Raw genomic sequence first — 14,279 nt, 5'->3', positions numbered from 1 at the left:
TTGGTTCTCAACTCATGGTAGAATTCCGCGCATTCGTTAACGTCTGGGCCAGATTTAAAAACGATCCAATGACCCGCTGCACCCGGTCCTCTATATCCTGACTGCCTTCATACTCCTCGTATCCGTCAAATGTCGCTTCAAATCGTCTGCGTTGCGCACCACCAATGGATATCCACTCCTGGGCATTAATGCCATGCAGATTGCGAACAATCGCTTGCAGTTGTAAAAGTGAACTTACCCCCACCGCTCCACCAGAGGAGCTGATGGACAGGACGGGCTTGCCGCTGAAATGAGCCTGACTCAGGTGATCCAATGCATTTTTGAGCACACCGCTAATACTGCCGTGATACTCTGGTGTAGACAAGATGATCGCATCAGCCGCGAGCATACGTGTATTCAGATCTGCCAGATGTTCATGATCCGCTTGTTTTTCATCTGGTGCATAGAATGGGAGTGGTGTCTGATACAGATCAAACAGGCTGGCCTGATGTCCCTGACCTCGAATAATCTCCACAGCATACTCTCCCAGACGTGTACTGGTTGCATTGTTCCGATTACTGCCTGCCAAAATAACGATATTCATAAAGTCACTCTCCTTGGTTTTTTAATAATTCAAACTCTCATGTTTCAACCGATCTGTTATTTCTACTCTTATCTTACCTTTCTTTTGCATCCAAATCGTCAGCAGATAGACTTAACTTGAAATGCCAAAAAACTCAACCTTTAGGTTGAGTTTATACGACTTAAGTATGAACATATGTCGGAATTGGTCACACGACCCAGCCATTTCTTACGGCATGAAGAGCCGCTTGCGTCCGATCCGCCAGTCCCAGTTTGTCGAGCAGATGACTGACATGTGTTTTGACCGTTTTTTCGGTGATGACCAATTGAACTGCAATTTCCTTGTTGCTCAATCCTTGAGCAATCAGCCCCAAGACTTCTTGTTCACGGCGAGTGAGCATATCCAGTCCGCCAAGAGACGCTTCAGTTGATTTACCCTTCTGCTTTGGCTCCTGATGTTGACTGTCTGCTGACTGATCTGTCGGTATATCCTGTGGTTGCTGTTCATTTATAGACCAATCGGATGAAGCCATCACATGCATCAATTGACCTGCTGCGGCGGGATGCAATTCCACCTGACCTGCATGCACATTACGAATGGCTACGGCCAGATCCTCCGGTTCAATATCCTTGAGCAGATATCCTTTCACCCCTGCGCGAACAGCAGGAACGACATGATCCTGATCCGAAAACGAGGTGAGCACAATGATTCGCGTTGCTGGCAATAACGTGCGCAGCCTTCTGGCTGTTTCAATTCCGTCCATGATCGGCATATGCAGATCCATTAATACCACGTCAGGTTTTAACGCTTCCGCCTGAGCCAGTGCTTCCTGTCCGTTCGATGCTTCGCCCACAACCTTCATGTCCTGCTGTGTCGTCAAAAAAACGTGCAGCCCCCGTCTCACCATCGCATGATCGTCTGCGAGCAAAATCGTAATCGGCATCTCTTCTTCCCCCTGACTTTATACAGATTCGAACGGAAGTGGAATGACTGCCGTTATTGTCGTTCCCTTGCGGGAATAACTCACTATTTCTAAGCTGCCACCGAGCGATTGAGCCCGTTCCTTCATAATGGACAGGCCAAGGGAGCTTCCAGACGACGCTTTTGGCCTGTTCGCACCACCTTTTCCCTGATCTGTGATGGTGAACACCACTTCATGATCACTTAACTTGAGGGTGACCTCAGCAGAAGGAACATCCGCGTGTTTTCTTACATTATTCAGCGCTTCCTGCCCGATTCGCCACAATGCTTCTTCTATATTACGCGGTAAAGACCGCATTCCCGTCCGGTTCATCACCACTTGAAGCCCCTGGCTGGTACCGTATTCCTGTAGCGCATGGAGCAGCCCTGCTTCCAGTCCCGCGGGACGGAGCTGCATAATCAATGCACGCATTTCCTTGAGAGCCTCCTGAGACAAAGCCCGAATATCCTTCATCGCTTCCGCTGCCGGGTGCAACTGTTCCGAGCTGGATAACATACTTTCCGCGCCTTTAGCCGTTAACGATAGTGAAAATAAAATCTGATTAACCGAATCATGCAGATCGCGAGCCAACCGGTTTCTCTCTTCCATTCGTGCAAGTTCGCGGCGATTCTCCGCCAGCTTCAGACTCTCCCATGAGGCCGCAATATGTTCAGCCAATGCCTCCAGCACTTCACGGTCTGCCTGCGCAGGACCTGATGTTCCTATTCCGATCACCAGAATTCCCGTTTCCCCTGGCGTATGGTACGGAAGTGGAGCAGCAATTCCCAAGGCAATGGAATTCGCAGTCTGGTCAGGCTTGCACAGGGTAAATATCTCAGCGATCTCTGTCCCAGACAAAGATGTTACACGATGACTATTGATTATATGGTTAATGTGGCTCGTCACTTCTGAAGATAACGGAGTACTTGATAACGCTCGAACCTTATCATCTGCATAGGCTGCCTGCACAACGAACAATCCATTTTTCTGCTGAATGATTGTAGCAAAAGGCCAATCATAATGCTGCCCAAGCAGCTGTACAACTTTTAAACAAAAAGCATCAGAATTGCTGCACTCGTTCACTGCAAGACCCAAAGCCGTGCTGAACTCTCCCAGCTTGGCATACAGATCAGCTCTTCGCTGCTCCGCACGATACAATCTCATCCGTTCTACCGCACTACCAATCTGGTACGCCACGCCCTGTAAAAGTGCCAGTTCACTGTCGCTGAAATGTTCCTTGGCTGGCGCAGCCACGTTGAGCAGGCCGAGCATCTTCTCCCCTGACCTTAATGGAACGGTTGCATGGTGGGTAATATCATGAGTATCTCCCCATCGGAATTCCACCGCATCCTCCAGCCGTTTACAGTTAATGATGTTGACCGCATGATTGAGCTGACCGTCCTTAAAGCGGTTCACACACCAGCAGGTACCCGTTCGCATGGGCTCTTTATCTTTACGCAGTAATGCCGGGGGCAGATTATAATCCGAAACACAGGTATAGTCTCCACGTTCATTAATCAGAAACATCCAGCCTGCCGTTAATCCGGTCAACTCCAGTAATTTGCCGACCACGGTATCCAGCATTAAGTTCAGATCATTGGACGTATTGAGCGTTTCCGCGATTATCTTCAACGTGACCATTTCCTGCATTCCGACTTCTTCCGACATCGCAGAATTCTCTCCTTTGGCTGTACCAACTGTGGTTTGTTCAACTATTGTAACCAATCCACCTTGGATATTAAAGGATCAACTTCTTCAATCGCTCACTCAGCCCAGCTTCTGTCGCTCTTTGCGGGACACAGACAAAGGCTCCATATTAATCAGACCTCGATCTGACAGAGCCAGCGCCATTTTGTAGAAAGCACGTGTACGAATCTTCGTATACGTATCCTTGCTGACAGGCGGATCAAACACATGGTTATACACTTTATAGTCAAACACATCATCGTCTTTCAGATATCGTTCACAGACGAGTACACGTTCCTTTTCACTCAGCCGGGACACAACAAAATCAATCGTATCGCAGTATGCTTGACGCGCGCGCTGCACGTCCACATTGTAGATCGCCGTTCTCGCCGTGGAATCCCCTGTCACATTGGTTGCACCGTGGAAACGCTCGGCATAACTTGCCGTCACCATAACCTCTCGTTCTTCAAATGCAATGGTTTTATAGATTCGGTATTTTTCCAGCGCAGCTTCAACAGCTGTTTGCGTTTTGCGTCGGTCCAATTCGGGCAGCATCAATTCCATATTTATCTTCCTCCTTTAGTATTCTTTATAAAATAAATTTCTAATAGTCGATGACAAAACGCTCTTATTCATAGAGTTGTCCAGTTCTCCAAAAAAGTAACGACATTTTTTAAATTTCCCCCTGTTGCCTTTTGGAATCACTCCAAACCGCTATAATCCGGGGAATTCCACTTTTCAGAAGGTGATTACAAAATACACGCTCCGCCTCAACTTTACATTTTGTTCGTATAGTGTTCGTATTTCTATTTGAGGATACCACTTTCTGGAGATCGGAGTAAACCTTCATTTTGGTTCGTTTTGACGATAAAATAAAACCTTCGCTCTCATTTCCTATGCCTTTTGGCATAATTGTTTCATATCTCTTTACCTAATGGTATATATACGTTATAGTACTGTTTAATTAATGAACTTCCGTACAAGTCATTTGATTTTTATAAAGAAGCCACTGAGATTTTTAGGGAAGGGACTTAGGTGTGTATCACGCGCATACGCAGTGAAGGAGACGGAATCGATTCTGTAGAAGCGAAGCGTTCGCCTTTATCCCCGGATTTCTCCCTTTAGAGAGGGAAATAGGAAATCTGGGGATAACAGCGATCAAAAGAACGATCCGAATCCGGAACGGCGCATAGAACGCACATCTACCTCCCCCCCATCCAACTGTCTTCTTTATAACTCAAGCACTTGTACGAATCAAAGGAGTTGGCATAATTGTGGAGCACGCTTTTGGTCCTTATATGAAACAACTGCGCGAGCAACAGGGATACAGCATCAATCAGCTCGCCGAAGCAGCCGGAATAAGCAACTCACAGATTTCACGTATTGAGAATGGAGTCCGGGGTGTACCAAAACCAGCGACCATCCGCAAGATTTCAGATGCACTCTCGGTGCCCTATACAGAGATGATGAAGCAGGCTGGTTATATTGAACCAGGGAGTGCTGCTGAACTTCAGGACGTACCGGAATGGGCTACATACAAAGACCGTCGTGATTTCAAAAAGATGCTGGAAGACGATGATGATCTGATGTTTGACGGCATTCCACTCGATGAAGAGGACAAGAAACGAATCAAGGATGTGCTGACAGGTCTGTTCTGGGAAGCCAAACAGATGAACAAACGCAAAAAGACAGACGAATCGGACAATCGCCCATGAGGCATGACCCACTGAATTTAATAAGGCAGCAGGTGAGATCATATGGATGACATCGTAACAAAGCTGATTCGAAAACACCGGACCAACTGCCCGTTCAGCATTGCCCGCGCGGTTGGAATACAGATTCGTTTCACCAATTTGGGGAAGTCCACCAAGGGAATGTACTTTCGTAAGCTCCGGCGCAGGTTTATCGTCATACACAATGATTTGCCGCCGGAATGGCAGCGGTTCGTGTGCGCCCATGAGCTTGGTCATGACCGACTTCATAAAGGGATTAATCGATTCTTTCTGGAGGAACATTCCTATTTTGCTCCAGGCAAGCTGGAAAGACAGGCTAACCGTTTTGCCATTCAATTGCTGACCTCCGGAGTGATGCCTGAACCGGATGAATCTTTGGAGAAATTTTGTTTGCGTACCGGACTGCCGCGTGAAGCGCAGCATTTTTTTTACACACTTTAAGAACATATGTTCTTTCCGAAGATTATATTTTCCAACAGCAGAATTACATGTCACTTTCAGGTTACTTATTTTTACGTAATTCGCGAGATTTCCTAATAATAGTCTGTTAAAATACTACGTGAGCTGTGTAAACGCTCAAGTAGATTATTAATTGGGGAGGTTTCGGATTCATATGAAAATCTGGAAGAATTACGTTTCACTTCTGCTAACGGTCTGTTTGCTGTTTGGCAGTGTAGGTATTGCCGCGGCTGCAACGGATACCACTCCGGGCACAGGTAAACACATTACCATTCTACATACGAATGATACGCATGCCCGTGCAGTTGAATCTTCACCTGCTATGGGTTTTGCCAAAGTAGCTGGAATCGCTGACAAATATCGTAGCGAAAACCCGAACACACTCTTGCTTGATGCTGGAGATGCTGTACATGGTACAACATTTGCCACTCTCGTGAATGGTGAGAGCATCGTAAAAGTCATGAATGAAATGGGATACCAAGCCATCGTACCGGGTAACCACGAATTCAACTATGGTTCAGATCGCCTGATCGAACTGGCGGACATGATGAACTTCCCCATGCTGAGTGCCAACGTGAAGAAAAAAGACGGAACACGTCTCTTCGATCCTTACCTCATTAAAGAGGTGGATGGCGTGAAGATTGGTATCATCGCTTTGACTACACCGGAAACGTTGTACAAAACGAATCCTAAAAACGTAGAAGGTCTTGATATTACAGATCCATCTGCAGAAGCTAAAGTTCTGGTAAACGAAATCCGCAGCAAAGTAGATGTTGTTGTGGTATTGGGACACCTTGGACAAGATGCATCCAGCACGGATACTAGCTTTAAAGTTGTTAAAGAAGTTCCTGGCATCGACGTATTCATCGATGGTCACAGCCATACTGTACTGCAAGATGGACTTGTATCCGATAACGGAACATTGATTGCAAGTGCAGGAGAATACACTAACTACGTAGGTGTCATCGATCTATGGGTAGATGGTGGTAAAGTAACGAAGAAACAAGCAACATTAATTGATGAAACGGAAGCAAAAGACATCAAACCAAATGAGAAAGTCGCGACTCTCGTAAACTCCATTCAAAAAGAACAAGAACCTATCTTGAAAGAAGAAGTAGCCAATACAGCTATTCTGCTGGATGGTAAACGTGAACAGGTACGTGCAGGTGAAACTAACCTGGGTGACCTGCTTGCAGATGCCATTCGTGATGTCAGCAAAGCCGATATTGCACTGACTAACGGTGGTGGTATCCGTGCTTCCATCGAAAAAGGGATCGTAACCAAAGGTGATATCATCACAGTGCTTCCTTTTGGTAATCAAGTGGTAACGCTTGAAGTGAAAGGGTCCGATATTCTGGCAGCCCTTGAAGTCGGTGTAGCTTCCTACCCGGAACCAAGCGGTGGATTCCCGCAAGTATCTGGTATCAAGTTCAAAATCGATACTTCCGCTGCAGAAGGTAGCCGTGTACATTCCGTAACCGTGGGCGATAAAGCCCTTGATCCGGAAGCAACGTATACACTGGCAACCAATGATTTCACAGCTGTTGGTGGTGACGAATACACCATGTTTGCCAAATATCCAACTACGGGTATGTACGGCGCGCTGGACGAAGCATTGATCAATTACATGCAAAAGCTTGGCGCTGTAGACATCAAAACAGATGGTCGGATCAGTGAAGCGGTAAAACCTGCAGTAGAGCCGGAAACTCCGGCAACAGAAACACCAGCTCCAACCAAGCCAAAACCAGAAACACCAAAACCGGAAACACCAAAACCGGAAAAACCGTCTAAACCAACACCAAGCAAACCAGCTCCAGCCAAACTGCATGTTGTGAAATCCGGAGATTCCCTGTACTCTATCTCCAAACAATACGGCACAACTTGGCAGGCATTGCAGAAGCTGAACAATATTAAAAATCCACACTGGATTTATCCAGGTCAACAATTGAAATTGCCTGCAGCTTCTTAAGCTCAGCAAAGCAAAGTGCATATAGGCATGATCGCTTATATGGTGCAACAACATTACGAATCTATCTTGTCATAACCAAAAGGGTGTCCCCAAAGCCAGATTACTGGTTGAGGGGACACCCTTTTGTATCTCTGTTCTTTAACATCAATCCACATCAGATACTTGAACATTTCCTGTGGACATATCCTGCTGATCCTGACAATCATCTGAGGCAAAAATAAATCCCAGCCAGGCCTTTACGGACCAAGTTCATCATGTGCCTTCCACACCGAACTATATAAAAACTCTCCGGAATTACCGTGTTCATGCGGTTATTGTACTTTTATTTCGACATCTCTATCTTCTCAAAATTGCATACTTGCACATAAATCCGCCTGCGTATGATCATCTTCAGATCCTTAATCATAAAAGCATTTGTATACTAAATACAACTATCCAAATATAGTTATTTCGTATGATATCACTCATAAAATCCTGCCAAATTACATGCCTATAGCCCTCTTTTTCATGCTCAGATTGGAATTTCAGCAATCAAAATCAGCTACCGCATCATATTCGGTACTATTATATGAACTCATATAATTAACGAATCCCTGAATTTAGGAAGTGAGCTGTTCCTTCACATAAAGCACAGCTTCCTGTGCAGTCAACCCGATTCGTTTCGATTCACCTGTTGCTGCAAGTGCGTGTGATCCCAGTTCGACCTGTCCTTCGGCTGCTCCTCGGCCAATAACGATCTGCACAGGCAATCCGATCAGCTCCGCATCCTTGAATTTCACACCTGGACGTTCATCCCGGTCATCAACCAATACCGTGTAACCGCCATCGATCAATTGTTGTTCCAGTTCGAGAGTGAGCTTACGCTGCTGCTCATCCTTCCAACTTACTGTAATCAGATGCACATCATAAGGCGCAACAGCGGCAGGCCAACGAATGCCCTCATCTCCTGCATATTGCTCAGCTATAGCGGCCATCAGGCGGGATACGCCAATGCCGTAACATCCCATGACTGGCGCACACTGGCGACCATTACGATCCAGGAATGAAGCGCCCATAGCATCACTATATTTCGTCCCCAATTTGAAAATATGGCCAACCTCGATGCCTTTGGTAAACACAAGTGGTGATCCACATGTTGGACAAGCATCCCCTTCCGCAGCAAAGCGGATTCGTTCTACTCGCTCCAATGCAAAATCAATGCCTGGGCGTACGCCGGAAACATGCTCATCCACTTCATTGGCTCCTGTAATTGCACTCTTCATCACTGCCACGTCAGCGTCCACCACCATCGGCAGATTCAGTCCAATCGGACCCAGGAATCCTACCTTCAGATTTGGATGAGCCGCAATGGCTGCATCGTCTGCAAGGATCAGTTCCTCTGCCCCCAACACCTGCTTCAATGCGATGTCATTCAGTTCATGATCTCCACGCACAAGCGCAGCGACGAGCTGACCATCCGCCACATAAAGCAGCGTTTTGATCATATGTTCAGCACCTTTGCCCACAAAAGTGGTTAACTCTGCGATCGTACGAACGCCAGGTGTCGAGATACGTACTACGGTTTCCACTCCTGAATGTTGATCCGTTTGAAGCGCGGAGTCTGCATTCGCAGAATCAGCTGGAACTTCCAAGCTTCCTTCTTTTTTCTCCATATCTCCAGAAGTCTGATAACCCGCTTTCTCCAGATTTGCAGCATATCCACAATGTTTGCAGGTTACAATTGTGTCCTCACCCACATCAGCAAGTGCCATGAACTCATGTGTTTCTCCTTGACCGCCAATCGTTCCTGCGTCAGCCTCAACACGGATATAGTCCAGACCACAACGCTCCAGAATGCGACTATACGCCGTGTTCATCGCCTGATAAGTCCGATCAAGCTCTTTCCAGTCCGAAGCAAAAGAGTACGCATCCTTCATGATGAACTCACGTCCACGCAGCAATCCAAATCGAGGACGGCGCTCATCCCGGAACTTGGTTCCGATCTGGTACAGGGTGAATGGCAGCTTACGATACGAACTCACCTCGTCCCGCGCTAAAGCGGTTACGACTTCCTCATGTGTTGGTCCAAGAGCAAATTCCCGTGCATGACGATCCTTCAGACGCATCAATTCGGGACCATACTGTGTGTATCTTCCGGATTCTTCCCACAACTCCGCAGGCTGCATAATCGGCAGTAACACTTCCTGACATCCAGCACGATCCATCTCTTCACGAACGATCCGTTCAACATTTAACAATATACGCCGTCCAAGGGGCAGGTAACTGTATATCCCTGCTGCCAGTTGGCGAATCATACCGGAACGCAGTAACCAGCGATGTCCCGCTGCATCTGCCTCCGCTGGCGCTTCACGTAATGTTGGGACAAGCATTTCACTTTGACGCATCATAACACACTCCTAATCTTCCTTTTTGTTATTAAATACGGCGCATAAACAGCAAAAAGACACATCCGTCAAGGGACGAATGTGTCGTGGTACCACCCTTATTTAACTGCAAATTAATCCGTTCGCAACCTTTGCGATCTGTAACATGCAGTCCTACGGGGCATAACGGGCCCTGCCGGCGGAGGTTGCAACCCTGTAGGGGCATTCTCTTCCGCAGCTCGCGAGGTAGGAATTTATGAAGCAGCTACAGGAACCTTGCACCACACTGTTCCCTCTCTGTTGAAGCTGGCTTGCACAATCATGTCCTCGTTATAACGCTGTTATCATTTTTGACCACATTAGTTCATTTACAAGTAATTGTCAACCAATTAGTCGAATACAACTCCTGAATAATACTCCACTACATCACGAATGAGCATAAACGCATCCCCATTTGTAAGATTGTTCTTGTCAGCAATGCCAGCAAGCGTGTCGGCACTTATAAAGTTTTGTGTTTGCAAATGAGCAAGTGCCTGTTCAAGTGAAGTTTCCGTTTCTGAAGATCCCATTGCCAGACATAACATATACGCAGCCTGATCCAACGTTAAAGGTAGGGTTACGGCATTCTCCATATTTGCTAGAGCTTGGTCGGCACTGCCTGTGTAGGCTTCTGGAAACATCGCTTGCATTCTTTTCAATTTACTTAAAAATCGTTCTGGATTCATTCCTTTATCCAGTTCCCAACCATCGTTATTATAATTGCCTGAAGTCATATACATACTCGCTGCAGCCAGCAATCCCTTGTAATCCTTATGCTCCATATAATCAGGCTGTTCGAAACGATGTACTTTCAGATCCATCCCCTGATTCTCCAGCATCTTACGTAATTCAGATGCTCGCTCTTCGGAAGTTGAGAGTTCGCGGAAGGACTCCTTATGGATATATGCCAGCTTGACCGCCGCTCCTGCTGCTTCTCCCTCTGCCATTCCCAGTGGGACAACTCTTGCACTACCGTGTGGGATTGTATCAAAACTTGCTGCACGTCCAACGACGAGCAAACCATCAACCTTTAGCGGTACAAGCGAGCGAAAGGGTACACCATATTGAATCGGACTCAACATAATCGTGCCGGGATTTCCAACACTCGTGCTCTGAATATCAATATCGTATGAGCCGTATCCAATGGCATCCCAATGATCACGATTTTCCATGACATCAGCTAATGTTAATCGGTACTCGCCATAGATATGACGTGATTCCCTCACGTAAAGTTCGTTCGCTGTTCCAGCATATTGTAGCCCTGCAAATTCATCATAATTTTCCTTCAGAAAATCAACAATTAGTGGGGCTTCTTTACGCCCGATTTCCAGACCTTTTTTCACAGATATCGGATCTAACGGATCTACCCCAAAGATTTGCATCGTATTAATCAAGATTGTATCATCATTTTGTCTTCCGATATTCAGACTGCGAATCTTAATATGTTGTGGATTGGAGGATTCATATTTTCGAGCATCACCGTACCCCCAAGCACTCATCTTATCAACCCCGGTTCCCTCTCTTTCCCTAAACTTTTGCCATACCTCATCAGTAACACCGCTTAACTTGAATACAAGCGTAGACACCATTTTCGATTTACCATCTCCAATATCTTGTCTACCTATGGAGTATGGAACTCCTGCAGCGGCTGCAATATCCGCATCTTGCGTTGCATCAATGATAGAGCGGGTTGAGATCTGAACAGTTGTTCCATCTTCTTTAGTTATGCTCATACCCGTTATTGTCGTGTGATCTCCCGTAGATTGTTCAGTAAGGGGGACTAATTCCTTAACATTCATCAACAGGTCAATATTAGGTTCAGAACGAACCATCCGATAGAAAATGTTAGCCGCTGTATTGGGATCAAATGAACTACCCTCGATCTGGTCAAACCATTCCTGGAAGATACCTTTGTTCAAAAAGTCAGGCTGCCGCAAACTACTCAATAACTGCGGTTGTTCAGGGGAATAATTTAGATCCAGCGTATTAAGACCTCCCTCGGTCAACAATCCTCCCAACATGTTGCGATCTCTTGCTTCCACCAGCAATACACGCATCCCATTACGAGCAGCTGATAAGGCAGCAGTAATACCTTCCGGATCCGTTCCAGCTACAATAACGTTATAGGAATCTTTCAGGTTTAGTGTAGATTGCACGTCCTCCAAAGGCTGCCATACATAATTATTATTAAATTTATAATTCTTGTTCCAAATATAGAATGCACCATATGCAGCGCTCATTAAAACAATAAACACACTGGCTATAATTGTTGTTATTTTCAATTTTCTACTAATCAAAGAAACAAACCTCCATATGTACTTGAAATTCAATAATACTAACTCGTGAAGTAGTTTTCCTATGTTATACCAACAACCGACTAACTTTTTCTCCTTTCCTACATGAGTATGCTATAAATAATAAAAAACTCCCCAACACTTCAAACGGTGTTAGGAAGTTCTGATAATAAGACGTAAAATTCTACTTTTATGTTGCCATAAATACAAACAAAACATAGGAAAAGTCCCTAACTTTCCTCATTATAACGACCACTTTTGGCGAAGTAAAGACTTACCAAAACCGGAAATGCATTAGAAAGACCATTAAACACTCAGACTGTCCGTTCATCCTGACTACAATGAATTCTCTGGCGATGGCTGACATGGCAGCACGTTCCCTGTAATATAGAGGAATAGAAATCTATCACAGGTATTAATCGATAAAGGAGCTTGTCCTATGCCATATATCATATATGATCTTGAATTCACGGTAAGCCGCAATACTCGCTATTCTTCTGAAATTATTGATATCGGTGCCGTTAAAGTTACGGAAAGTGCGGATGGATTGGTCGTAACGGATACGTTCCATACGTATGTTCGTCCTTCCAATAAGTCTGTTCTTTCCACTGACACGATTCAGTTTACAGGTATCACACAGAAAGATATTGATGCAGCCCCTCTTTTTCCGGCAGCACTGAATCAATTCATCGCCTGGATGGGAAGTGACCCCTATTACATGTGTTCCTGGGGACCCGATGACCGCAGCAAACTGATCTCTCATTGTCGCACCCATCAACTTGATGTGGCCTGGATCACCAATCATAACGATCTCCAGCAACAATGGTCCCGCACCGTTCGTAAAGAAGGTAAGTTCCGTCAACTCGGACTCGCTCAGGCTCTTGAAATCTGCGGAATTGAATTTGATGGTACCCAGCATCGTGCCTTGGATGATGCCATCAATACAGCCAAGGTGTTTATGCATCAATTTGACCGTTTCACTCTGGAAAACAACTGTGCAGCCGATGATGAGGGCATTACATCCAAGGTTGTTTATTCCAGCTCCACAGAAGATGAAGAAAAAGAATCCCCATTTGGCAATCTGGCAAGCCTTTTCAAAACCAAAGAGTAACCGTCCACAGCACAGTACTTAATCGTGTTTTGGCTTAGGATAGGTGGCATTCTAATCTCAACTTTTATTGTACATTTGTTGCCAATAGTTTAGACGTTCTTTCATCTTGATGCGGCAGATCTCCGGTTCGAGAATTTCCGCATCAGGTCCATATTTAGATATCCATACAAGAAATTCGTCAACATCACTTAATATGGCTTCAAATAACAGGCTACCTTCCGGTTCAATGGTTAGGATGGGTCGTAAAAAAAATTGCTCCTGCATCACACGCTCCACAGCATGGGGTGCAAATCGAATTTTGAACGCAGTCCACTCCGTACTTCCCTCGTATGCCCAAGGAATGCGGAAGTGCGATTGCATCAGATAATCCTCTTTGCGAAACGTGCGTGGCAATATTCGTATCTTTTGCAGCCGGCTCACCTGAAATATTCGAAGTTTCTCCGACAGGTGACAATACCCTAACAGCTCAAATCTGTATTCACGAGGGATAAGACAGTAAGGATCTATACGTACGATCCCTTTTTTACCTTGAGACAGATACTCCCCTTCAATGGTGTTCTGTGAAATGCCAGCCTGAAGCAGGGTAATCATGGATTGATTCTGCGAATCGTTGTTTTCATTTTGCCATGCGGGCAATCCCGCTTTGAACAATCCACTAATTTGCTCCGACCATTCCACTCGTTCTGTTTTGTTTTTCTGACTCGCAGCAACCACTTTCTCATAAGCGCTCTCAAAAGCAGGTTTCAGCAAAGGACGAATATTCTCCATAACTTCAGCAAGATGCATGAAGGCTTGGGCTTCTTCATCAGACCAATTTAGCGGATACATGGCAAATTGGCTGATAAACATGTACCCTTGCCCGTGTCCCATATTGGCGATCGGGATATGCATTGCACTGAGGGCCTCCATGTCGCGGTATATCGTCCTTTCCGTCGTCTCGCATCGCTGGGCGAGCTCACGTGCCAGTATGCCTGGCTTCGCCTGCACCAGCGTTATAATGCGCATTAATCGGATTAGTCGGTCTGTCATTTTGCCGGACCCTCCACGATGTTGTTTCAATAAATTTGATACAACTCCATCCATTGTTTAATATGATATTGAT

Annotated in this window: 11 protein-coding genes; 4 read left to right on the top strand and 7 right to left on the bottom strand. The window is 45.7% G+C overall.

Translation table 11 applies throughout. The features are described 5' to 3' along the window. Nucleotides 1-7 precede the first annotated feature (7 nt). From NST38_RS06285 to NST38_RS06270, 4 genes are all read right to left on the bottom strand, one after another. The gene (locus NST38_RS06285; RefSeq protein ID WP_036611439.1) at nt 8-583 is read right to left on the bottom strand and encodes an NADPH-dependent FMN reductase; all 576 of its coding nucleotides are present in this window, start codon (nt 581-583) and stop codon (nt 8-10) included. Between the two features lie 187 nt (nt 584-770). Further along, complete coding sequence (locus NST38_RS06280) at nt 771-1,505, bottom strand: response regulator (RefSeq protein WP_036611442.1); 735 nt, start codon at nt 1,503-1,505, stop codon at nt 771-773. An 18-nt stretch (nt 1,506-1,523) separates the two neighbouring features. Continuing rightward, a complete protein-coding gene (locus NST38_RS06275) occupies nt 1,524-3,248 on the bottom strand; it encodes a GAF domain-containing sensor histidine kinase (RefSeq protein ID WP_338707964.1) in 1,725 nt (574 codons plus the stop codon). A 42-nt stretch (nt 3,249-3,290) separates the two neighbouring features. Next, on the bottom strand, nt 3,291-3,773 hold the full coding sequence (locus NST38_RS06270) for an ArpU family phage packaging/lysis transcriptional regulator (protein ID WP_017690187.1): 483 nt from the start codon (nt 3,771-3,773) through the stop codon (nt 3,291-3,293). Nucleotides 3,774-4,480: 707 nt separating this feature from the next. Here NST38_RS06270 and NST38_RS06265 point away from each other — a divergent pair. The 3 genes from NST38_RS06265 to NST38_RS06255 all read left to right on the top strand — a co-directional run bounded on the left by NST38_RS06265 (nt 4,481) and on the right by NST38_RS06255 (nt 7,370). Next, nucleotides 4,481-4,924: a helix-turn-helix domain-containing protein gene (locus NST38_RS06265; RefSeq protein ID WP_082219000.1), complete on the top strand. Its 444-nt coding sequence runs from the start codon at nt 4,481-4,483 to the stop codon at nt 4,922-4,924. Between the two features lie 42 nt (nt 4,925-4,966). Next, nucleotides 4,967-5,383, top strand: a complete 417-nt coding sequence (locus tag NST38_RS06260) for an ImmA/IrrE family metallo-endopeptidase (protein WP_036668810.1) — start codon at nt 4,967-4,969, stop codon at nt 5,381-5,383. 172 nt (nt 5,384-5,555) lie between these two features. Continuing rightward, nucleotides 5,556-7,370, top strand: coding sequence for a 5'-nucleotidase C-terminal domain-containing protein (locus tag NST38_RS06255; RefSeq protein WP_076251370.1), 1,815 nt, complete (start codon nt 5,556-5,558; stop codon nt 7,368-7,370). A gap of 599 nt (nt 7,371-7,969) precedes the next feature. On the opposite strand, the gene NST38_RS06250 is transcribed toward NST38_RS06255, so the two are convergent. Then, on the bottom strand, nt 7,970-9,754 hold the full coding sequence (locus NST38_RS06250) for a proline--tRNA ligase (protein ID WP_076251368.1): 1,785 nt from the start codon (nt 9,752-9,754) through the stop codon (nt 7,970-7,972). 368 nt (nt 9,755-10,122) lie between these two features. Continuing rightward, nucleotides 10,123-12,069, bottom strand: coding sequence for an FAD-dependent oxidoreductase (locus NST38_RS06245; protein WP_256720027.1), 1,947 nt, complete (start codon nt 12,067-12,069; stop codon nt 10,123-10,125). 436 nt (nt 12,070-12,505) lie between these two features. Here NST38_RS06245 and NST38_RS06240 point away from each other — a divergent pair, with 436 nt between their 5' ends. Beyond that, entirely contained in the window at nt 12,506-13,177 is a 672-nt protein-coding gene (locus tag NST38_RS06240; RefSeq protein ID WP_017690193.1) for a 3'-5' exonuclease, read from the top strand. A gap of 57 nt (nt 13,178-13,234) precedes the next feature. Here NST38_RS06240 and NST38_RS06235 read toward each other — a convergent pair whose 3' ends face one another. Next, nucleotides 13,235-14,260: a helix-turn-helix transcriptional regulator gene (locus NST38_RS06235; RefSeq protein WP_083684463.1), complete on the bottom strand. Its 1,026-nt coding sequence runs from the start codon at nt 14,258-14,260 to the stop codon at nt 13,235-13,237. Nucleotides 14,261-14,279: the final 19 nt, after the last annotated feature.

This window comes from Paenibacillus sp. FSL H8-0104 (genome assembly GCF_038050215.1).
In the GTDB taxonomy this organism is placed as follows: Bacteria; Bacillota; Bacilli; order Paenibacillales; family Paenibacillaceae; genus Paenibacillus; species Paenibacillus amylolyticus.
This window is presented reverse-complemented; position numbering and strand designations above follow the sequence as displayed.